This is a genomic window from Pseudomonas brassicacearum, from assembly GCF_918698105.1.
Lineage (GTDB): Bacteria > Pseudomonadota > Gammaproteobacteria > Pseudomonadales > Pseudomonadaceae > Aquipseudomonas > Aquipseudomonas brassicacearum_F.
This window is the reverse complement of the sequence record NZ_CAKKMI010000009.1, coordinates 89,695-110,937: the sequence shown is the minus strand read 5'-3', so window position 1 is coordinate 110,937 and position 21,243 is coordinate 89,695. Positions and strand designations below refer to the sequence as shown.

20 protein-coding genes are annotated in these 21,243 nt (G+C 62.4%); 8 read left to right on the top strand and 12 right to left on the bottom strand.

What is annotated here, in order from left to right; translation table 11 throughout:
- Positions 1-128: 128 nt before the first annotated feature.
- Positions 129-464, bottom strand: coding sequence for a hypothetical protein (locus LQ215_RS06130; protein ID WP_100264074.1), 336 nt, complete (start codon positions 462-464; stop codon positions 129-131).
- Between the two features lie 247 nt (positions 465-711).
- Here LQ215_RS06130 and LQ215_RS06125 point away from each other — a divergent pair, with 247 nt between their 5' ends.
- Complete coding sequence (locus LQ215_RS06125) at positions 712-1,368, top strand: polysaccharide lyase family 7 protein (RefSeq protein ID WP_230147972.1); 657 nt, start codon at positions 712-714, stop codon at positions 1,366-1,368.
- A gap of 18 nt (positions 1,369-1,386) precedes the next feature.
- On the opposite strand, the gene LQ215_RS06120 is transcribed toward LQ215_RS06125, so the two are convergent.
- The 3 genes from LQ215_RS06120 to LQ215_RS06110 all read right to left on the bottom strand — a co-directional run bounded on the left by LQ215_RS06120 (position 1,387) and on the right by LQ215_RS06110 (position 5,104).
- Positions 1,387-2,619 carry a nucleoside permease gene (locus LQ215_RS06120; protein ID WP_230147971.1) on the bottom strand — a complete coding sequence of 411 codons (1,233 nt, stop codon included), beginning with the start codon at positions 2,617-2,619 and terminating at the stop codon, positions 1,387-1,389.
- Between the two features lie 221 nt (positions 2,620-2,840).
- Positions 2,841-3,932: a sugar phosphate isomerase/epimerase family protein gene (locus tag LQ215_RS06115; RefSeq protein WP_230147969.1), complete on the bottom strand. Its 1,092-nt coding sequence runs from the start codon at positions 3,930-3,932 to the stop codon at positions 2,841-2,843.
- Complete coding sequence (locus tag LQ215_RS06110) at positions 3,929-5,104, bottom strand: Gfo/Idh/MocA family protein (RefSeq protein ID WP_230147967.1); 1,176 nt, start codon at positions 5,102-5,104, stop codon at positions 3,929-3,931. The genes LQ215_RS06115 and LQ215_RS06110 overlap by 4 nt, the downstream gene beginning before the upstream one ends.
- Positions 5,105-5,270: 166 nt before the next feature.
- Here LQ215_RS06110 and LQ215_RS06105 point away from each other — a divergent pair, with 166 nt between their 5' ends.
- From LQ215_RS06105 to LQ215_RS06090, 4 genes are all read left to right on the top strand, one after another.
- Complete coding sequence (locus LQ215_RS06105; RefSeq protein WP_230147966.1) at positions 5,271-6,269, top strand: LacI family DNA-binding transcriptional regulator; 999 nt, start codon at positions 5,271-5,273, stop codon at positions 6,267-6,269.
- Positions 6,270-6,402: 133 nt separating this feature from the next.
- Positions 6,403-7,353, top strand: coding sequence for a TAXI family TRAP transporter solute-binding subunit (locus LQ215_RS06100; protein WP_230147964.1), 951 nt, complete (start codon positions 6,403-6,405; stop codon positions 7,351-7,353).
- A 79-nt stretch (positions 7,354-7,432) separates the two neighbouring features.
- Positions 7,433-9,460 (top strand): TRAP transporter permease, encoded by a 2,028-nt coding sequence (locus LQ215_RS06095; protein ID WP_230147962.1) that lies wholly within the window; start codon positions 7,433-7,435, stop codon positions 9,458-9,460.
- Positions 9,457-9,843, top strand: a complete 387-nt coding sequence (locus tag LQ215_RS06090) for a DUF1850 domain-containing protein (protein ID WP_230147960.1) — start codon at positions 9,457-9,459, stop codon at positions 9,841-9,843. The genes LQ215_RS06095 and LQ215_RS06090 overlap by 4 nt, the downstream gene beginning before the upstream one ends.
- Positions 9,844-10,082: 239 nt before the next feature.
- Here the strand turns inward: LQ215_RS06090 and LQ215_RS06085 are convergent, their stop codons facing one another.
- The 3 genes from LQ215_RS06085 to LQ215_RS06075 form a co-directional block, all read right to left on the bottom strand.
- Positions 10,083-11,174 (bottom strand): SMP-30/gluconolactonase/LRE family protein, encoded by a 1,092-nt coding sequence (locus tag LQ215_RS06085; RefSeq protein WP_230147958.1) that lies wholly within the window; start codon positions 11,172-11,174, stop codon positions 10,083-10,085.
- A 97-nt stretch (positions 11,175-11,271) separates the two neighbouring features.
- Positions 11,272-12,402 (bottom strand): sensor histidine kinase, encoded by a 1,131-nt coding sequence (locus LQ215_RS06080; RefSeq protein ID WP_230147956.1) that lies wholly within the window; start codon positions 12,400-12,402, stop codon positions 11,272-11,274.
- A 492-nt stretch (positions 12,403-12,894) separates the two neighbouring features.
- A complete protein-coding gene (locus tag LQ215_RS06075; protein ID WP_230147978.1) occupies positions 12,895-13,062 on the bottom strand; it encodes a nucleoid-structuring protein H-NS in 168 nt (55 codons plus the stop codon).
- A 297-nt stretch (positions 13,063-13,359) separates the two neighbouring features.
- Between LQ215_RS06075 and LQ215_RS06070 the strand changes: the two genes are divergently transcribed.
- The gene (locus tag LQ215_RS06070; protein ID WP_290369094.1) at positions 13,360-14,325 is read left to right on the top strand and encodes an EamA family transporter; all 966 of its coding nucleotides are present in this window, start codon (positions 13,360-13,362) and stop codon (positions 14,323-14,325) included.
- Between the two features lie 332 nt (positions 14,326-14,657).
- On the top strand, positions 14,658-15,518 hold the full coding sequence (locus LQ215_RS06065) for a CAP domain-containing protein (protein ID WP_230147954.1): 861 nt from the start codon (positions 14,658-14,660) through the stop codon (positions 15,516-15,518).
- A 57-nt stretch (positions 15,519-15,575) separates the two neighbouring features.
- Here the strand turns inward: LQ215_RS06065 and LQ215_RS06060 are convergent, their stop codons facing one another.
- The 4 genes from LQ215_RS06060 to ggt all read right to left on the bottom strand — a co-directional run bounded on the left by LQ215_RS06060 (position 15,576) and on the right by ggt (position 20,039).
- A complete protein-coding gene (locus LQ215_RS06060; RefSeq protein WP_230147952.1) occupies positions 15,576-16,208 on the bottom strand; it encodes a Vgb family protein in 633 nt (210 codons plus the stop codon).
- A gap of 34 nt (positions 16,209-16,242) precedes the next feature.
- A complete protein-coding gene (locus LQ215_RS06055; RefSeq protein WP_230147950.1) occupies positions 16,243-17,463 on the bottom strand; it encodes a helix-turn-helix domain-containing protein in 1,221 nt (406 codons plus the stop codon).
- A gap of 196 nt (positions 17,464-17,659) precedes the next feature.
- Entirely contained in the window at positions 17,660-18,193 is a 534-nt protein-coding gene (locus LQ215_RS06050; RefSeq protein ID WP_230147949.1) for a cysteine hydrolase family protein, read from the bottom strand.
- Between the two features lie 118 nt (positions 18,194-18,311).
- Entirely contained in the window at positions 18,312-20,039 is a 1,728-nt protein-coding gene (gene ggt, locus LQ215_RS06045) for a gamma-glutamyltransferase (protein ID WP_230147942.1), read from the bottom strand.
- 160 nt (positions 20,040-20,199) lie between these two features.
- On the opposite strand from ggt, the gene LQ215_RS06040 reads away from it, so the two are divergent.
- Complete coding sequence (locus LQ215_RS06040; RefSeq protein WP_230147940.1) at positions 20,200-20,631, top strand: GNAT family N-acetyltransferase; 432 nt, start codon at positions 20,200-20,202, stop codon at positions 20,629-20,631.
- A gap of 164 nt (positions 20,632-20,795) precedes the next feature.
- On the opposite strand, the gene LQ215_RS06035 is transcribed toward LQ215_RS06040, so the two are convergent.
- Positions 20,796-21,146 carry a hypothetical protein gene (locus tag LQ215_RS06035; RefSeq protein ID WP_230147938.1) on the bottom strand — a complete coding sequence of 117 codons (351 nt, stop codon included), beginning with the start codon at positions 21,144-21,146 and terminating at the stop codon, positions 20,796-20,798.
- Positions 21,147-21,243 lie beyond the last annotated feature (97 nt).

Here is a 21,243-nt window from a genome sequence, read left to right as displayed (position 1 = left end):
GCTTGCTCCCGCTCGGTTGCGCAGCGACCGCAAAAAAACGGGGCCGCTGCGCGCCCCAGCGGGAGCAAGCTCCCTCGCCACAGGTAAGCGCCTTTACAACCGGCGCTCACCTACTTTAAAGCTGGCTATTACTGAACGTTTTTCAGCTTGACCACATCACCGGACACCGAGGTGGTGTAGCCGGTCAGGACCCAGGCCCAGAACCAGTTTTCCTGGACTTGGGTGTTGATCATGGCGTCGCCGCCCTTGGCCTTGATGGCCGCGTCCTGGGCACGCACGAAACGGTTGTTCTGGCGAATCGGGATCACGCCGAACAGCAGCAGGCCGGTGGCCTTGGCTTCACTGTGGCCGACCACGGTGTATTGGCTGCTGTCGTATTGCTGGGTCTTCATCGGGGTGCCGGTGCAACCCGCCAGGGCCAGGCCAAACACTGCGCAGGCGACAACTTTGCTGATGTGATTCATTGAATACTCCATGAGAAAACGCCCGGGATCCGTCTCTCGGGCGGCGCGTACTCTAACCGATCAGCAACAAATTGACACACGAAAATCCGCCCAATTCAGCGCCTGAAAGGCTCATCGCAGAGCCATCCGTCAGGTGCGCCTCCAGCGAAGCAGGGCCTCGTCGATAACATGAAAACAACGCCACGGAAGGCAGTTCTTTGTCTTGACGGCCGCCAGGTAACGGCCGCTTCCGTTGGAGGTTTTCATCATGATTGACGTAACTGTCTGGAGCGTAACCCTGCCGGTGCAAACGCCGGCGCAGGTCGTGGCGACCAAAGCCATGCCGACCTTGAAGAACAAGTATTTCGACAATAACGGCCAGAGGATCATCTTCTGGGCGCCCGTCACCGGCTCCCACACCGGTAACAGCAAATACCCGCGTTCCGAACTGCGGGAAACCAGCAGGGACGGGAAACACCGCAACTGGCGCTACAACAGCGGCACCAACACCCTCAAGGGTGAGCTGTCGGTGAACCAGGTGCCTTCCGAAGGTCGTGTGGTGGTGGCGCAGATTCACGCCAAGGATGCGCCGACACCCTTGCTCAAACTGGTGTACCGCTACGCCAAGGGCACCGGCAATATCGACGTGGAGTACCGGGTCAAGCCCAAGGACAAGAAGAGCCCGGTGATCTACACCGTGCCTAACGTGCCGCTGAACAAAGCCTTCTCCTACTCGCTGCAAATGGACAAGCAAGGCAAGCTCTCGGTGCTGATCGGCAACACCGGCAAACAGGTGAAGCTGGACCCGTCCTGGTATGGCTATAACTTCTATTTCAAGGCCGGCGTCTACACCTTGGACAACAAGGGCTACTCCAATGAAGGCGGGAAAGTGACCTACACCAAGCTGAGCGCCAGTCACAAATGACTGACGCCCAGCGCTGTTTCAGGCCTTTGACGGCGCAACGAGCGCCTGCTGGCCACGGAAGGTAAACAGGAAGCAGGCCAATACCAGCAGCGCGAAACCGGCCGGGAACAGCCAGATGCTCTGCCAATCATGACCGCCGGCCACGACAAAGTGATCGGTCACCTGCCCCGCCACCCAGAAACCGATCAACATCCCCACGCCGTAGGTCGCCAGGGTAATCAGGCCCTGGGCCGAACTGCGCAAATGCTTCGGCGCCTTGGCATCGGTGTAGATCTGCCCCGAAACAAAAAAGAAGTCATAACAGATGCCGTGCAAGGCAATGCCGGTGAACAGCATGAATGCCAGGTCGCCGTTATTGCCGTAGGCGAACAATACATAACGCAACGCCCACGCCAGCATGCCCACCAACAGCGCCAGCTTGATGCCGAAGCGCTGGATGAACAGCGGCAACAGCAGCATGAACAACACTTCCGAGACCTGCCCGATGGCCATTTTTGCCGTCGGGTTGGTCATGCCGGTTTCGGCCAGGAACGGGTTGGCATTCTGGTAATAAAAGGCCAAGGGAATGCAGATCAGGATCGAGGCGATGAAGAACACCAGGTAGCTGCGGTCCTTCAACAACCCCAACGCGTCCAGCCCCAGCAGTTGCTTGACGCCGCCAGCGCTGGCCTGCTCCTTGAGCGGTGCCGTGGCCGGTAGCGTGAAGCTGTAGAGCCCAAGGATCAGGGACGCGATGGCCGCCATCAGGAACGTATTGCGCAAGCCGCCTGCCGAGATCGCTTCGCGCGAATCCCAGGCGAACACAAAACTGATCACCACACCCGCGACGATCCAACCAATCGTGCCCCACACCCGGATGCGCGAGAACTCCAGCGCCGGGTCGCGCATCTGCCGGAACGCCACGGAATTGACCAGGGCCAGCGTCGGCATGTAGACCACCATGTACGCCAGCACGTACGGGTAGAACACACTGAAATCCGCCGCCGAATACAGCTGATACAGCAACACCGCACCCAACAGGTGCAGCACCGCCAGGATCCGTTCGGCATTGAAGTAGCGATCGGCGATCAGGCCGATGACGAACGGCGCAATGATCGCCCCCCACGACTGCGTGGAAAACGCCATGCCGATCTGCCCGCCGCTGGCGCCCAGCGTGCTGGAGAGGAAAGTCCCCAGGGTGACGAACCAGCCACCCCAGATAAAGAACTGCAGGAACATCATCACGCCCAGGCGTGCGTTCATCGTGATCATGACAGTCACCGTTTTATTGTTGTTCTTGTGAAAATGAAAAACCTTGCGCCGCTTTTGTGGCCTGCTTTGTGGGCTGCCTGCTTTTGTGGCGAGGGAGCTTGCTCCCGCTCGGCTGCGCAGCAGTCGTAAAACCTCCTGACGCGGTGTTTCTGAAAAACCGCGCCAGCCTGTTTGGGGTTGCTGCGCAGCCCAGCGGGAGCAAGCTCCCTCGCCACAGGGGTTTACGCTTTTGGTATTGGGGGTAAACCCAACAGCCGCCGGTTGGAGTCTTCGTCCGCCGTTACACCAGCAAAATCATCGAACGCCTTGCGAGTCTTGCTGATCATGTGCCGCTGGATAAACGCCGCGCCTTCTGCCGCGCCCTGTTGCGAATCCTTCAGGCAGCACTCCCATTCCAGGACCGCCCAACCGCTGAAATCGTATTGGGTCAGTTTGCTGAAGATCGATTTGAAATCGATCTGGCCATCGCCCAACGAACGGAACCGCCCGGGCCGATCGACCCAGCCCTGGTAACCGCCATACACCCCGGAACGGGCATCAGGGCGGAATTCGGCGTCCTTGACGTGGAACATGCGGATGCGCGCGTGGTAGCGGTCGATGAAGCCCAGGTAGTCCATCTGTTGCAGCAGCAGATGGCTGGGGTCGTAGAGGATCGCCGCCCGCGGGTGATGATCGACGGCCGCAAGGAAACGCTCGAACGAGGCCCCGTCGTGGAGGTCTTCGCCGGGGTGGATTTCGTAGCAAAGGTCCACCCCCGCCGCGTCGAAGCAGTCGAGAATCGGCAACCAGCGCCGGGCCAGTTCGGCGAACCCCTGCTCCACCAGGCCCGCCGGGCGCTGCGGCCAGGGGTAGAGATACGGCCACAGCAGCGCGCCGGAAAACGTCGCATGGGCCTTTAGGCCCAACCGCTGGCTGGCACGGGCGGCCAGCTTGAGTTGCTCGATCGCCCATTCGGTGCGCGCCTGGGGCTGGCCGCGCAGATGCGCCGGGGCGAAGTCGTCGAACAGCGCGTCGAACGCCGGGTGCACCGCCACCAACTGGCCTTGCAGGTGCGTCGATAACTCGCTGATCTCGACACCGGCCTGGGCACAGGTGGCCTTGAGTTCGTCGCAATAAGCCTGGCTCTCGGCGGCCCGGGCCAGGTCGATGTATTGCGTACCCGAGGTCGGTAGTTGAATGGCCTTGTAGCCTTGCGACGCCGCCCACTGGGCGATGTTGGCCAGGGTGTCGAACGGCGCTTCGGCGGACATGAATTGCGCGAGGAAAATACCTGGGCCGCGCAAGCCGCTCGGTGTCTTGTCGAGGGTATTCACAACAGGGATGCTCCGGTCTGCACGGCGGTCCATTTCGCCTCGCCACGGTGGTTGAGGATGGCGGCCTCGATGAATGCCATGCCGCGCAAACCGGTCTCGATGCCGGGAACGCCTGGGGCGTCAGGGCCTTCGACATGGTTGCGGATGGCGTGGGCGAAATCGCCGTAGAGGTTGGCCATGGCCTCCAGGTAGCCCTCGGGATGCCCGGCCGGCAGGCGCATGCGCCGCGTGGCCGCCGCGCACAGCCACGGCTGGCCAACACCGCTACGCAAGATGCGCAGGGGTTGGTCAACGGCGCGATGGATCAGGCTCGCCGGTTCTTCCTGGCGCCACTCCAAGGCGCCTTTGTCGCCGTAGACGCGAATCTTCAGCGGGTTCTCTTCGCCGGTGCAGACCTGGCTTGCGATCAACACACCGCTGGCACCGCCCGCCATCTTGAACAGCATCGCGGCGTCGTCATCCAATTGCCGGCCCGGGATGTGCGTGCCCAAGGTGGCGCATAGCTGTTGGATAGGCTGGTCTGCGACGAACTCGGCCAGGGAAAACGCGTGGGTGCCGATGTCGCCGATGCACCCGCCCAGGCCGGACTGCCCGGGGTCGTCGCGCCACTCGGCCTGTTTATTACCCTGGGCGGCGACATCCTGGCTGAGCCAGCCTTGGGGGTACTCGACCAGCACTTTGCGCACCTGGCCGATCTCGCCCGAACGCACCATCTCCCGGGCTTGCCAAACCATGGGATAGCCCAGGTAGGTGTGGGCCAGGCCGTAGAGGCAACGGCTGCCTTGCAGCACTTCCCGCAGGGCCAGCAACTCGTTGAGGTCCAGCGCGGCGGGTTTCTCGCTGAACACATGGAAACCGGCTTTCAAGGCCTGGCTGGCAATGGGTGCATGGAGGTGATTGGGGGTGACAATCACTAGCAGTTCCATGCGCTGATCCAGCGGCAGCAGCGCTTCGGTGTCGAGCATTTGCTGCCAATCATGGTAACAACGGGACCCGGCCAGGCCCAGGGACGCGCCGGTCTGCCGGGTGTTGTGCGGGTCGCGGCTGAAGGCGCCACAGACCAGTTCGAAACTGCCGTCCAGGCCCGCGGCCTGACGGTGGGCCTGGCCGATGAACGCGCCCTCTCCACCGCCGACGAAGCCCATTCTTATTTTCGGTGCTACAGGATTCATCGCGATTGTCTTCCTGTGAGGATGATGATGTAACCGGTTACATCATGGCGGAAATCTAGGCTCAGTTTTCCCGCGTGTCAAACCTAAAGGGTTCACCGCGGAATATGTGTGCGGCGCTCAACCTGCGGTAAGCTCCCCAACCGTAGCCCCTGCCCCTGAGGTGATTTTGTCCAACATTCGTGAAGTGGCCCGGCTGGCCGGTGTGTCGGTAGCCACGGTGTCCAGAACCCTGAAATCGCCCGAGCGGGTGCTTCCCGAGACGCGGGACAAGGTCAACGCTGCGGTGGAACAGGCCGGCTATCGGCCCAACCTGATGGCGGTGCAATTTCGCTCCCGCCGCACCGGCAACTTAGTGATCCTGGTCCCGGCCATCGCCAACACGTTTTTCGCCCGGGTCATCAGCGGCGCGCAGCAGGCCGCGCAGGCGGCAGGCTATCGTTTGCTGCTGTGCGACACCCAGGGCCAGGTGCAAATCGAGCGGGAATTTGCCGCGCTGGTCTACGCCCACCAGGCCGACGGGGTGATCCAGCTACGCGCCAGCGATCCTTTCGAATCGATGCCCGCTGGCGCCGAAAGCCTGCCGCTGGTCAACGCCTGCGAAGTGGTCAAGCACGCCCCCTACCCGACCATCAGCCTCGACAACCGTGCCGCCGCCCAGGCCATGACCGAGCACCTGATCGGCCTCGGCCACCGCCGCATCGGCATCATCAAGGGGCCACGCAGCAGCCCCCTGACCCTGGACCGCGTGGCCGGCTACCAGGATGCCCTGAGCCAGGCCGGCATCGCCGTCGACCCCAGCCTGATCTGCCATGGCGACTTCACCTTGAAGGCCGGTGATGACGGCGCCGGCGCGATGTTGGCGCTGGCCGATCGGCCCAGTGCGTTGTTCTGTGAAAACGATGAGATGGCCATCGGCGCGCTCAGGCGCATCAAACAAATGGGCCTGCGAGTGCCCGAGGATATTTCCCTGGTGGGGTTTGATGACATCCCGTTCGCCGCCTATTGCGACCCGCCCTTGACCACCATTGCGCAGCCGGCCGAAGCGTTTGGTCAAAAAGCGGTAGAGATGCTGATTGCCCTGATCGAGAAAAAACCGATTGCCGAGCGGCATGTGGTGTTGCCGTTTGAGTTGACGGTGCGTGGCAGTACGGCGCCCCTGGCATAACCAGAAACCTGTGGTGAGGAGATGAATCACTCACCACAAAAACCTCCTGACCACAGCTCGACTCGCCACCGCCCCCGTTTGAACTACAGTGGAAAGACTCTGCATACAGCCATAACAAGACGGAGAGGTCCCCATGCAAGTCAACAAGCGCTTCACCCTCCTGGCCGCTGCGGCAGCCCTGGTGGTCAGCACCGCGGCCCAGGCAGCCCCGGTGTATATCAACATCCTGACGGGGGGCACCAGTGGGGTTTATTACCCGATCGGGGTCGGGCTGTCGCAGATCTACAGCAGTGGCATCCAGGACGCCAAGACATCGGTGCAGGCCACCAAGGCCTCGGTGGAAAACCTCAATCTGCTGCAGGCCGGGCGTGGGGAACTGGCCCTGGCCCTGGCCGATTCGGTGGCCGATGCGAATAACGGCGTGGAGGACGCCGGCTTCAAGAAGCCATTGAAAAAGCTGCGCGCCATCGCCGGCACCTACCCCAATTACATCCAGATCGTCGCCAGCCAGGAGTCCGGCATCAAGACATTGGCCGACCTCAAGGGCAAGACCGTTTCCGTCGGCGCGGCAAAATCCGGCACCGAACTCAATGCCCGGGCGATCTTCAAGGCCGCGGGGCTGACCTACCAGGACATGAAGGTCCAGTACTTGCCGTTCGCTGAGTCGGTGGATTTGATCAAGAACCGCCAACTGGATGCCACACTGCAGTCCTCCGGCCTGGGGATGGCGGCCATTCGTGACCTGGCCTCGACCATGGCGCTGAGCTATGTATCGGTGCCCACCGATGTGGTGGAGAAAATCGCTAACCCGGCCTACCAGAGCGCAATGATTCCGGCCAATACCTACGACGGCCAGACCGACGCCGTACCGACCGTGGCCATCACCAACATTCTGGTCACCCGCGAGGATGTCCCGGATGAGGTGGCGTACCAGATGACCAAGCTGCTCTTCGAGAACCTCACTCGCCTGGGCACTTCCCATTCGGCGGCCAAGGACATCACCCTGAAAAACGCCGCGAAAAACCTGCCGATCGCACTCCACCCGGGTGCCGAGCGCTACTACAAGGAAGTGGGCGCGCTGTAGCCCCACGCATCAACGGCGCCCGGCGCCGTTGATGCGTTGTGTTTTCGCCCCTTGAATGTGAACAGAAGGCAGGCACCTCATGAGTGAAGACCAGCACGGCATCGCCACGGACCCGCGGGACTGGCCCAAGACACTGTTTTACGTGGCCTTGCTGTTTTCAGTGTTTCAGATCATCACCGCCGCATTTTCTCCGGTCTCCAGCATCGTGCTGCGGGCGGTGCATGTCGGCTTCCTGCTGTGGGTGGTGTTCCTCAGCTACCCAGCCTATGGCAGACAGCGCCCCTGGCAACCCCTGGCCTGGGTCTTGAGCCTGGCAGGCGTGGCAACGGCGCTCTATCAATGGGTGTTCGAGGCCGACCTGATCCAGCGCTCAGGCGACCTGACCACCGCCGACATGATCATCGGCGTGATCCTGATCGTGCTGGTCTTCGAAGCCGCCCGGCGGGTGATGGGCATCGCGCTGCCGATCATTTGCGGCCTGTTCCTGGCCTATGGCCTGTTTGGCGAATATCTGCCGGGGGATTTGGCCCATCGCGGCTATGGCGTCGACCAAATCATCAACCAACTGTCGTTCGGCACCGAAGGCTTGTACGGCACGCCAACCTATGTCTCAGCCACCTACATCTTTCTGTTCATCCTGTTCGGCGCCTTCCTGGAAAAGGCCGGCATGATCAAGCTGTTCACCGACTTCGCCATGGGCCTGTTCGGCCACAAACTGGGCGGGCCGGCGAAAGTGGCCGTGGTGTCATCGGCGTTGATGGGCACCATCACCGGCTCGGGCATCGCCAACGTGGTCACCACCGGGCAATTCACCATCCCGCTAATGAAGCGCTTCGGCTACAAGGCCGCGTTTGCCGGCGGCGTGGAAGCGACTTCCAGCATGGGCAGCCAGATCATGCCGCCGGTAATGGGCGCGGTGGCCTTCATCATGGCCGAAACCATCAATGTGCCGTTCGTGGAAATCGCCAAGGCTGCGCTGATACCCGCCTGCCTGTATTTCGGCTCGGTGTTCTGGATGGTTCACCTGGAAGCCAAACGCTCCGACCTCAAGGGCTTGCCCAAGGACCAATGCCCCAGCGCCTGGGGCGCGGTCAAGGAAAACTGGTACCTGTTGATCCCGCTCGGGGTGTTGGTCTACCTGCTGTTTTCCGGACGCACACCGCTGTTTTCCGGCATGGTGGGCCTGGCATTGACAGCCATCGTGATTCTCGGCTCGGCGATCATTCTCAAGGTCTCGAACTACGCGTTGCGCTGTGCCTTCTGGATCGCCTTGGGGCTGCTGTGCGTCGGTTTTTTCCGGTTGGGCATCGGTGTCGTGTTCGCGGTGATCGGCGTGTTGGTGGTGGTCTGCTGGTTCATGCAAGGCACGCGGGAAACCCTGGTCATCTGCCTGCACGCGTTGGTCGATGGCGCGCGTCATGCCGTTCCAGTGGGGATCGCCTGCGCCTTGGTGGGCAGCATCATCGCGGTGGTGTCGCTGACCGGCGTGGCCTCCACTTTTGCCGGCTACATCCTCGCAATCGGCAGGGACAACCTGTTGCTGTCGCTGATCCTCACCATGCTCACTTGCCTGGTGCTGGGCATGGGCATCCCGACCATTCCCAACTACATCATCACCAGCTCGATCGCCGCGCCCGCCCTGCTGGAACTGGGCGTGCCGCTGATCGTTTCGCACATGTTCGTGTTCTATTTCGGCATCCTCGCCGACCTGACGCCGCCGGTGGCGCTGGCTTGTTTCGCTGCCGCGCCCATTGCCCGGGAAAGTGGCCTGAAGATCAGCTTCTGGGCGGTGCGCATCGCCCTCGCCGGCTTCGTCATTCCGTTCATGGCGGTCTACAACCCGGCCCTGATGCTCCAGGGCGACAACCTGTGGATGACCGCGTACATGCTGGTCAAGACGTTGTTGGCCGTCGGGCTTTGGGGCATGGCATCCACCGGTTATCTGCAACAGAAAATGCCGGTCTGGGAGCGCATGCTGTGCTTTGCGGCTGGTGCGTTGCTAGTGGTGGCCCTGCCGCTGACGGATGAGATCGGCTTCGTGCTGGCCGGACTGATGATCTTCCAGCACATCTGGCGCTCGCGACGTGCCGGACGGGCCTTGGCGTGATCGGTTTGTGCCTGGGCTTGGCCGGGGTGACCTGGGCACAACTTCCCGTTGCCGATTTCACGCTGGCATGGAACCACACCATCGAAAAGGTCCGCTGGGAGGAAGATTATCGCGTGACCGCACAGGGGCTGGTCCTGGGTGAAGCCAGGGTCAAAGGCAATGGCGCGGGCATGGAGATACCCGAAGGCGCCCGGCTGGAAAACGGCAGCTGGCACTACCAACGCCAGATGCCGCCGCTGCAACCGCTGAAACTGGGCCGCACGCCCCAGGCCGGCGACTATCAATTGTGTTTCGATGGCGGTTGTCGGCCGATGAGCCATTGGCTGGGGCTGCCGACAGAGGGCCAGCCGACCGTGGAGCTATGGAGTTGCGGACAATCCTGAGCCCATCAGACAACACAGAACATCCGCGGCCAGCGCTTACTCCCGCTGGCGCGCGCCCTGTAGGAGCTGTGTAGGAGCCGTGTAGGAGCTGTCGAGTGCAACGAGGCTGCGATCTTTCCCCAGACACTTGAATCTCAAGTGAAAGATCAAGATCAAGATCAAGATCAAAAGATCGCAGGCTTCGCCAGCTCCTACAGAGCCCAGCAGGCAACTCCTCGCCACAACGGAGAACCGTTCACTCAGGCAAACGTCGCCCCCCGTGTATTCACGAACAACGAATACAACGAATGGCTGCCGGCCATGAACAATCGATTGCCTTCCCGCCCGCCGAAGCAGACGTTGGGGCAGCGTTCCGGCAGGGAGATGTGCCCGATGGCCTTGCCTTCAGGGTTGAACACCCGCACGCCGTCGAGTTTTTCCAGGTCGGCCTTGGGGTCGCCATTGCCGCCCCAGCCGCACCAGAGGTTGCCGCTTTCATCGCATTTGATCCCGTCGATCGCCGCGTAATCCAGGCCTTCGATGTGCTTGCGCCGCTCGCCCAGCGTGCCGTCGTCCTTGACGGTGATGGCCCAGATCAAGCGGTTGGGCTTGGCACGGCCTTCGACCACGTAGAGGGTTTTCTCATCCGGGGAAAAGCACAGCCCGTTCGGCCCCGCCAGGTCGTCGATCACCCGACTGACCTTGCCGGTTTCGCCGTCGATGCGATACACCGCGTGAGGCTGGGCAGGGGTGACTTTGTGCCCCTCGTAGTTGTTGCCGGTCTGGAACGGTGGGTCGGTGAACCAGACCGAACCGTCCCGCTTGCAGACGATGTCGTTGGGCGAGTTCAGCGGCTTGCCTTCAAAACTGTCCGCCAGCACGGTGATCGTGCCGTTGTGCTCGGTGCGGGTGATGCGTCGGCCTTCGCTGGCGGTGGTGGAGCCTTCGCACACCAGCAGCCGGCCCTGGCGATCGCGGCACATGCCGTTGGAGAAGTTGGAATTTTCGCGATAGACCGACAGGCCACCGGTGATTTCATCCCAGCGCACGATGCGGTTGTTGGGAATGTCGCTGACCAGCAGGTAACGACCGTCGCCGACCCATACCGGCCCTTCCGCCCAGCGCAGGCCGCTGGCGAGTTTCTCCACGCTGGCGTTGAAGATGCGCAAGTCCATGAAGCTGGGGTCAAGGATATTGATCAGCGGGTCCGGGTAACGCTGGCTCAAGGGCTCGGCCTGGGCGAGCCCTGGCAAGTTGCCAAGGGCGGCGGCAGCGGCCGAGACCACCAGGGATTTTTTCAGGAATACCCGACGGCCCTGATCGGCGGCGGTTGCAGATTGCGAAGCATCCATCGTGCGTCTCCGTTAATTATTATTGGACGGGGACGACAGTTTTACTACGTGATAAGACATCGTACAAGTATTGAGGCCTGCTCTTGCGGGCAGTCGATCAAGCCGGGTTCAGGGGTATACGAACGGTAAAGGTCGTGCCGACTTGCGCCTGCGAGTGGACCTTGATGGTGCCCTGATGGGCCGATACGATCGCCGAAGCGATGTGCAGGCCAAGTCCGAGCCCAGCCGTGGAACCGTACTGCATTTCACTGCTGCACAGATTTCGGACCATTGGGTTGAAGATGTTGGCAATGGCCTCTTTCTCGATAGGCTTGCCCTGGTTGTTGATCGCGATCACAGCCATATCCTTTTCCACGCTCAACGAAACAGTCACCGGCGTGCCTTCGGCACCATGCTTGACGGCGTTGCCAATCAGGTTGGCGAATACCTGCTCCATGCGGGCCGGATCAAACAGCGCCTCCAGGGCACCGCTCGTTTTAAAGACAATGTTGCTTTCCGGGTGATAGGCCCGCGCCTCCTCCACCATGCCTTCGCAGGCGGCCACCAGATCGCCGTTGAAACGCTGCACCGGAATGCCCGAGCCGAGTTGGGTACGGGTGAAATCCAGCAGGTCGCCGACGATTTTGTTGGCCCGCTTGACGCTGGTGTAGATGCGCGAAGTGATCTTGGTGGCTTTGGCGGGCAGGTCCCCCGCCCGCAGCAGCACTTCGGAACTCAGCAGGATCGCGCCCAAGGGGCTGCGCAGGTCATGCCCCAGAATCCCGAGAAAGATGTTGCGCGACGCATCCACCGCCCCCGAGTAACTGACGACGGACTCGGCCAAGGCCTGGTCCACGGCCTCGTTGAATCGAATCAGATCATCCATGACCTGCTTGTGATCCAACTGCGTATGCGGCATCCAGAGCATGAGCACACTGGTGCGCAGGGCCCGGTATTCGGAGACCATTTGTTCCACGGTGAAACCCGAGGACTGGCGGATGACCGCATGGGTTTCGGCGGCGGTTTCGGCATCAACCGGCGGGGCTTCGCCATGGGACTTGGCAATCGCCTCCTTGCGCGTTTGCGAGGTGCGCAGGTCAGCGGCGATGGTGCGCAGCATCTGCTCGGCATGGTCGCGCAGGGCCACGGAATCCATGCCAATGGACGCGGGGGTGATGGTTTTGGCGAAGTCTTCCCACGCCTGAAGAATCGGCTCGATATTGTCGAGGATGAAATCGGCCAGGCGCATGAGTTTTTTCCGCACGAAGGGCAATGCTGTAAACGACACAGCGGCCTGAGTGTTGTACAGCAAAGCGCTGGGGCGATGTGCGTAATGCTGTTCATTTTTATTTGGTGTGTATATCCGTTATTTCGGTAACGGCGGCTGGCGGTTCCGCTCTTACAGCGGGTCACTTTTGAAGAGCGCAAAAGTAACCAAAACGCTCTTGCCCCACCACTTGGCACCTCGCCTAGGCTCGGTGTGCCCGAACGAAGGCATTGCTCCGTGGGCCGCCGCGAAGGGCCATCCATGGCCCAGCGCGGCTATCCCGGCATCCATGCCGGGATGCCCACTGCGCAATGCCTGCGTTCGGCCAGCGTGGTTTGACGGGGCGTCGAGATCAAAATCCAAAGCAAAGCGAGAGCGCGACACGTCCAGCATCTATGTAGCTGAACCACCGCCTTCGCGAGCAAGCCCGCTCCCACAGGGGAACGCGGTCTCCACCAAGAACCAGGTCGGCTGTTAGGCCGCCTCGCGGTGGACGTTGATCTCAGGCGCCCCGTTAACCACGCTGGCCGAACGCAGGTATTGCGTAGTGGGCACCTCGGCATGGATGCCGAGGTAGCCGCGCTGGGCCATGGATGGCCCTTCGCGGCGGGCCCACGGAGCAATGCCGGAGTGAGGGCACACCGAGCCTAAGCGAGGTGCCGAGTGGTGGGGCAAAAGCGCTTTGGTTACTTTCGCGCTTTTCGAAAGTGACCCGCTGTAAGAGCGGAACCGCCAGCCGCCGTTACCGAAATAACGGATATACACACCAAAGCAAGTAAACACCGAGGCAACCCCACCCATGCCCCAGAACCCACAGGCCAGCGCACCATGTCCCTTGCACCCCACAAGGTAAAAACCTTACAGTCGTACGACAACCTATAACTAAAAACAGCCGATCCGAGGCCTTTTGCCTTGGCGGCCGCCTTAGAGACAACTGCCATGACTCGCCCCATCGCTGCATCTGACACCCCCACGCCGTTACCCCGCCACCTCGCGGTGCTCGTCCTGCTGTGCATGGGCTGTGCCTTCGCTGGCAACCACGTCGCCGCGCGGGCCGCGTTCGATGACGGTGCCGGTGTGCTGCTGGCGATCTTGCTGCGCTCGGGCGGAACATTGTTGGTGCTGGCTGCGATGGTGCTCTGGCAACGACAGAGCCTGCGCCTGCCGCCCGGTGCGTGGCGCTGGCAATTGACGCTGGGGCTGTTGATCGGTGCCCAGAGCCTGTGCCTGTACTCCGCCGTGGCGCGGGTGCCGGTGGCGTTGGCGCTGCTGGTGGGCAACGTGTTTCCGATCCTGCTGGCCTTGCTGACCTGGGCCCTGGGCGGGCCACGCCCGACGGCGCGCACCGCCGCGTTGATGGGCATGATCCTGGTGGGGCTGGTGTTCGTGCTGGAAGTGCCGGCGCGGTTATCGTCTGAACAGAGCGTCGGCCCGCAATGGCTGCTGGGGGTGGGCCTGGCCTTCTGCGCTGCTTGCGCCTTTGCCTGCGCACTGTGGATCACCGACCACAAGTTGTCCCAGGTACGCGGCTCGGTCCGCAGCCTGCTGACGATCTTCATCGTCTTCAGCAGCGTCAACCTCGCCGGCCTCACCGGTGCCCTGCCCGGCGGTTTCGACCTGCCCGCCAGCAGCACCGGCTGGTTCGCCCTGGCGACCCTGGTGGTGCTCTACGGTACCGGGTTCATCGTGCTGTTCATTTCCGTGCCGCGCCTGGACATGCCGCGCAACGCCCCGGTGATGAACATCGAACCGCTGGCCACGCTGCTGATCGGCTGGCTGGTGCTGGACCAGATGCTCAACCCGGGCCAGGTGATGGGTGGCGCGATTGTGGTGACGGGCATCGTGCTGCTGACCTATCGCAGGGTTGAGCGGGTCAAGGTGCCTGTGGCTGAAACGGCGAATTGAGCTGGCGCCCGCTGGGCTACCGTAGGAGCTGTCGAGTGCAACGAGGCTGCGGTCTTGTCCCTGACAATTAAGTCGCAAGCGAACGATCAAAGGATCAAAAGATCGCAGGCTTCGCCAGCTCCTACAGGGTGGGGCGACGTTTGGCTAAATCCCCTCGCCACAATCGTGTTGTGAAAGCCCGCAGATAATCCTCGCCTTCCTGAAACTTGTTTCCAACCTCACAGTCCTACCCCAGCCGTGAAAACCCCGCCGATCTGCAGCAACGGGTTTTCCAGCTGATCAGCGCCAAGCCTGGCGCTAAAGCACCTCCCCCTTCTTGAGCCGTTCGCCCCATGCGCCACCCTGTTCGCTCTTGCCGTTTCGTTTCGCTGTGCTTGCTTGTCCTGTTGCCCTTATTGGCCAGTCCTGCCCACGCCCGCGGCGAAAGGCAACTGGTGGACGCCATCAACGATTTCCGTAGTCAGTCGCGCCGTTGTGAATGGCGTACGGTGCGTGCCACCCAGCCGCTGGTGCTGCGTTCGAGCCTGGGCTTGCCGATCGGCTTCCGCGCTGGCCTGCGGGAAACCTTGAAAGACGCCGGCTACCAAGCCCGGGCCGTGCGCAGCATCCGCCTGACCGATGCGCGGGATGCCGAAGAAGCCTTCGACATGCTGGCCGACGAACATTGCGCCGCGCTGCTGGACAACCAGTACGCCGACATCGGCGTCAATCGGGTCGGTGATGAATGGCGCGTGGTGCTGGCGCAACCCATGAGTGGCACGCGGATAAGTGACGCGGGTGCGGCGGACAAGGCGCTGCTGGCCCAGGTCAACGCCGCCAGGGCCAAGCCGCGGATGTGCGGGCGCCAGCGCTTCGCGGCGGCCCGGCCGCTGAGCTGGAACGCCGCGTTGGGAACCGCCGCCCAGGGCCACAGCCGGTCGATGGCCCGCGAGAATTATTTCGCCCATCGCGACCCGGACGGTCGCTCGTCTTCCGACCGGGCCAAGCGCGCCGGCTTTCGCGGGCATAAATTGGGCGAGAACATCGCCGCCGGTCAACGCTCACCGAGCCAGGCCATGCAAGACTGGCTGGCCAGCCCGGGGCACTGCGCCAACCTGATGAACCCGATGTTCACCCAGATGGGCGCAGCGTCCGCCAGCGATTCGCGCAGCGATGCAGGGGTGTATTGGACGATGGTGCTTGGGGCGCCGTGAAAAACCGTCCTCGATGCTGAGCCATCCACAGGGGGACTATGACAAATCTGCTGGCGCTCACGCCGGCCGACGCACCGCCCTCACCTTGCCACTGCCACCGCCGCCACAGAAAAACCGCTCGGCCCCGTCGGACTCCAGCCCCGACACACCGGTCCCAGGCGGCATCGTCACGCTTTCCAGCACTTGCGCCGTTTGCGGATCAATACGTCGCAGGTCACTTTCATCGTTTTCCCAGGTGCCGTGCCAAAGCTCGCCATCGACCCAGGTCACACCCGTGACAAAGCGGTTGGATTCGATGGTGCGCAGCACCTTTCCGTCGTCTGGATCGATCTGCAGGATCTTGCGCGCCTTGTACTGGCCGACCCAGAGCGATCCTTCGGCCCACGCCAGGCCGGAATCATCACCACTGTTGGGGGCCGGAATCGTCGCCACTACCTGACCGGTGCGCGGATCGATCTTGCGGATGCTGTCGCCGGCGATCTGGAATAAATGCTCACCGTCGAACGCCGTGCCCGCGTTCGCCAGGACATCAAGCGAATGCACGGTCTGTCCACTGGCGGGATCGAGGGCGTGCAACTTGTCGCCTGAAGCGAACCAGACATGCTCGCCGTCATGGCTCACGCCGTGTACGCAATCGACGCCCGGGAAAGGACCGTATTCACGCAGGATCTGTGCCTCTGAACGTTTCATCTCACTCGCCTCATCAATGGGGGGTGACTGCAGCCTAATCTTCCGATGGCAGCGCGGTGAGTAACAATACCGTCGCGAATCCAGGCATCGGTGGCGCCATCCAGCGACGCGCCCTGGCGCGCCCGAACGACTGCGCCTTGCCGGCGGCGGCCAGCGTTTCCAAGGCGCGCTGCACGCTACGCTGACTGATGTCCAGGGCCAGCGCCAGGGCTGAACTGGACCAGGCTTCACCGTCTGCCAGCAATGCCAGCACCGCTCCATAGGGCTCCTCGACAACTCGCGCCAGCACCACGACCTCGTCGGCATGTCGCGGCATCAAGGTAAAACCGCGCGGGGTTGCCCGCACGTCCGCCAACGGACGAAGCGTGGCACGCAACCGCCCCATCTCGACCCGCAGCCGGGCGCGATGGGATTCATCCGTCAGTTTCAAGCCGAAGGCCTGGGTCATCAGCGTTTCCCTCGGCACATCGCCAGGCCAGGCTTGCGCCAGCCCGCGCGCCAGGGCGAACAACACCGGACGTCGGGCAAGGCTGACCTGAACGCCGGCGCCGCTGATCCCATAGCGGCACGCGTCCACCACCAACGCCGGCCCGGCCAACAGCGCTTGCACCTCGTCCAGCACGAGCAAGCGCTCTTCGCCTCGGGCGATCAGCCGCGCGGCGGGTGTGCGCAGTAGCCGCCAAGCGCTGTCAATTTCCGCGCTCAACGCGCCAATTCCCGCTTGCCGTGCGCACTGCCCAGCCCGTTCGAGGGCGGCTCGGGCGGCCTGTGTTTGCAGGCGCCGCATGGCAATTCCCGCCGCCACCAACTCGCAAGCCGCCCGTGATGCCCAGGGCAGGCAGGCAAGCTCCAGGTCAACGAGCCTGCGTTCGGCCTCGTCGAGCCGACCGATCAACAGCAGCCGACGGATTTCGATCGTGTGGGCATGCGCGACGTTGGCCCGGTCACCGTGGGTTTCGAGCACTGCCCGCGCGGTGTCGAGGCGCTTCATCGGCCAAGCCAGGTCACGGGACGCCAGGGCGATTTCGCCTTCGGCGATTACACAGCGCGCCCGTGCCACGGCCTCCTTGGGCCCGAAGGCCGCACTCGCCCGACGCATCAGGGCCCTGGCCCGAACCAGATCCCCCAACTGCGCCATGGCAATGCCGCGAAGCGCGAGGGCCGGGGCATCGTTGCGCAGCGCGACGCGATTGAGCGCGGCCACGGGGTCTCCCGCTGCCAATGCTTGCGCTGCCGTGGTGATCTCGTAATCCATGAACGATGACCTTTGTGGCGAGGGAGCTTGCTCCCGCTGGGCTGCGCAGCGGCCCCAAGGCCAGGCGCCACGGTGTGTCCGGTTGATGTGGGCAGCTTCATGGGGGGCGCTTCGCGCCCCAGCGGGAGCAAGCTCCCTCGCCACAAAAATGCGTGCCCCAACCCAAACCTGCCGCAGTCCAAGCAATGGGTAACGGCTACAAGCGAATGTCAGCCGCCGCCACCACATCGATCCGCGACACCGCACTGCTCAGCCGCCCCAATCGGTTGTTGTGATTGGCGATGATCTGCTCAGCCGCCATGCTGCCGTTGTCCACCGTGGAGTGGGCATCGGCCGCCAAAACCACGTCGTACCCGAGGGCATGGGCTTGGCGCACGGTAGCGTTGACGCAATAGTCGGTTTGCAGCCCGCAGACCACCAGGCGGTCGATGCATCGGGCCTGCAACAACGGTTGCAGATCGGTCTGGTAGAAGGCATCGGGCGTGGTCTTGCGCACCCGCAGGTCATCGGCAGCGGTCAGCAGGTCGTCGGCCAGTTGCCAGGCGGCAGAACCATACGTCAGCGAGCCTTCCAACTCTTCGTGCTGGATCAGGATCACCGTCCGGCCAAGAGCCCTGGCCCTGACACCGAGGTCGTTGATGGTCCGGATGACGCGCTGGCTGTCAACGCATTCCTCTTCGCCTGAGCACAGCGCGGTCTGGACGTCGATGATCAGCAATGCGGTGTTCATATTTCCCTCTTCGCAACGGTATTGGACGCTAAAGCCATGTAGGAGCTGTCGAGCAACGCGAGGCTGCGATCTTTCCGCGGGCCGAAAGATCGCAGCCTTCGGCAGCGCCTACAGGGAATCAATAACCCAGCGACAACCCAGTGTTGCGCCGGGGGTCGTTGGCGCCATAGAAGCGGTTCTTGCCCACCGGCTTGCCACCCAATGACGGCGCACCGACCAGGATCGCGGCAATGTGGTTGGGGTCCTGCGGGCCGGCAAACGTGTGCCCCCAGCTCTCCAGCAGCTTCTGGGTATCCGGGCTGGCCGCAAAGGTCTCCAGGTTGGTTTCCTCCGGCATCCACTGTTGGTGGAAACGTGGTGCGTCGACCGCCTCCTGGAGGTTCATGCCATAGTCGATCACATTGAGGATGGTCAGCAACGTCGCGGTGATGATCCGGCTGCCACCCGGGGTGCCCACCACCATGACCGTCTTGCCGTCCTTGGTGACAATGGTCGGGCTCATGGATGACAGCGGCGCCTTGCCCGGCGCGATGGCGTTGGCTTCGCCCTGCACTAGGCCATACATGTTGGGCACGCCGACCTTGGCGGTGAAATCGTCCATTTCATCGTTGAGCATCACCCCGGTCTTGCTCGCCATGACACCGGCACCGAACCAGTCGTTCAGGGTGTAGGTGACCGAAACGGCATTGCCCCACTGATCGACAATGGAGTAATGGGTGGTGTTGCTGCCCTCATGGGGCGCCACGCCGGGCTTGATTTTCTGCGAGTCGCCGGCCTTTTGCGGTTCGATCGCGGCCCGCAGCTTGGCGGCGTAGTTTTTATCCAGCAGATGGTCGATGGGGTTGTTCACGAAGTCCGGGTCACCCAAGTAGCTGTTGCGGTCCACATAGGCGTGGCGCATGGCTTCGATCTGATAGTGCATGCCCTGGGCCGAATGGAACCCCAGGTCCTTCATGGGATAACCGTCGAGGATGTTCATGATCTGGCACAGCACCACCCCGCCGGAACTGGGCGGCGGCGCCGAGATGATGTGGTAGCCGCGGTAGTCGCACTCCACTGGGGCCAGCTCGCGGGTCTTGTACTTGTCCAGGTCGGCCTGGGTGATGAGGCCTTTGTTGGCCTGGCTGGAGGTGACCAGGGCATCGGCGACCCAGCCTTTGTAGAAACCATCGGCGCCCTTGGCGGAGATTTCCCGCAGGGTCTTGGCGAGGTCTTTTTGCACCAGCTTCTGGCCAACCTGCATGGGCTCGCCGTTGTGCAGGAAGATCGCCCCGGAGTCACGCATATCCTTCTTGAACACTTCGGTGGTGGTTTCCAGCAGATCGACATCGCCCTGCTCCAGGGCAAAGCCTTCCTCGGCGAACCGGATGGCCGGGGCGATCAATTCCGCCCGCGGTTTACTGCCGTACTTCTTCAACGCCAACTCCATGCCGGAGACGGTGCCGGGCACGCCCACGGCCAGGTGTCCGCGGGTGCTGAGGTCGGGGACGACATTGCCGTCCTTGTCCAGGTACATATTGGCCGTGGCGGCCAGGGGGGCTTTTTCGCGGAAATCCAGGAACGTCTTGCGGCCATCGGCCATTTGCAGGGTCATGAACCCACCCCCGCCCAGGTTACCCGCCGCCGGGTACACCACCGCCAGGGCGTAGCCCACCGCCACCGCCGCATCGACGGCATTGCCGCCGTTCTTGAGCACATCGACGCCCACGTGGGTCGCCAGGTGCTGGGCGGTGACCACCATGCCGTTCTCGGCGGCCACCGGCGCCTGGGAGGCGGCGTACGTCGATAAACAACCGAGGGTCAATGACGTAGCGATGAGGGTCCGGGCTAAGGATTCGAACTTCATGAGTCGGTCTCTTCTTGTTTTAAGAATAGGGAGCGCATCAGGACACTTCAGTATGGCTTGGTTTGCATAATGCGCCTGTTTCCCCGCCGACCGGGTGACGCCACGGTAGCCTTTGGGATAGGCTCCTACGGTTCATCTTGACTGAATAGGGACATCGCCGATGACGCTACGAATCGAACGCACGGACACGCCTACCGACGAAGAACGCCAAGCCATTATCGCCCCGCTACGTGCCTATAACACCGCCAAGACCGGCGGGACGGTGCCTGAGCTGGTGGCTTGGCTGGTGCGCAACGAACAGGACGAAATTGTCGGGGGACTCTACGGCCGAGTATTTTTCCGCTGGCTGTATATCGAGCTGCTGGTGGTGCCGGAACAGGCCCGGGGCCAGGGCACTGGCTCGACCCTGATGCAGATGGCCGAAGAACTGGCCCGGGAGAAAAACTGCGTGGGCATCTGGCTGGACACCTTCGACTTCCAGGCGCCGGAGTTCTACCGCAAACACGGCTTCACGGAAATCGGCCAGATCGACGACTACCCGCCAGGCCACCAGCACTTCTTCTTCCAGAAGCGCCTGATGCCTACAGATTGAAACGCAAACCCTGTGGGAGCGAGCTTGCTCGCGATAACCATCTAACAGTCAACATCTCTGTCGCCTGACCCACCGCCATCGCGAGCAAGCTCGCTCCCACAAGGGGGCCGGATTCACCGCCAATCCTCTGTGGGAGCGAGCCTGCTCGCGATCGGTCTATCTGCTTAAAGACACGTCGCCAACGCCGCCAACCGGCGCTTGGCCACGAAGTCGTCATGCTTGGCGTAATAACTCAACTCGGTGCCCGTCGCACCAGCCTGCAAATCGACAAACGATTCAGCAGAGCGGGTATAGACCGTCGAGCCGCCCTTCTTGCCCGGTTGCAGGTAGGCGCCGGCATCGACACCGAACACCGCTTCGTCCTGCCAGGAGAACTGCACGCACTGGGCCACGACCTGTTCGGGTTTATCCGAGGTCAGGGTCTTGTAAGGGGCCTGGGTCCGGGCTTCGTTCATCGCCGAACCCGCGCAGCCGGCCAGCAAGGTTGCGGCCAGGGCCACGGTCAACATTCGCATTGCGTTCACTCATCAAGAAAAAAAACCGACTGTAGCACTGCGGCCTGGGCCTTCGTGCTGCTTTACTGAAATTTACACGGGACATCGACCTGCGATT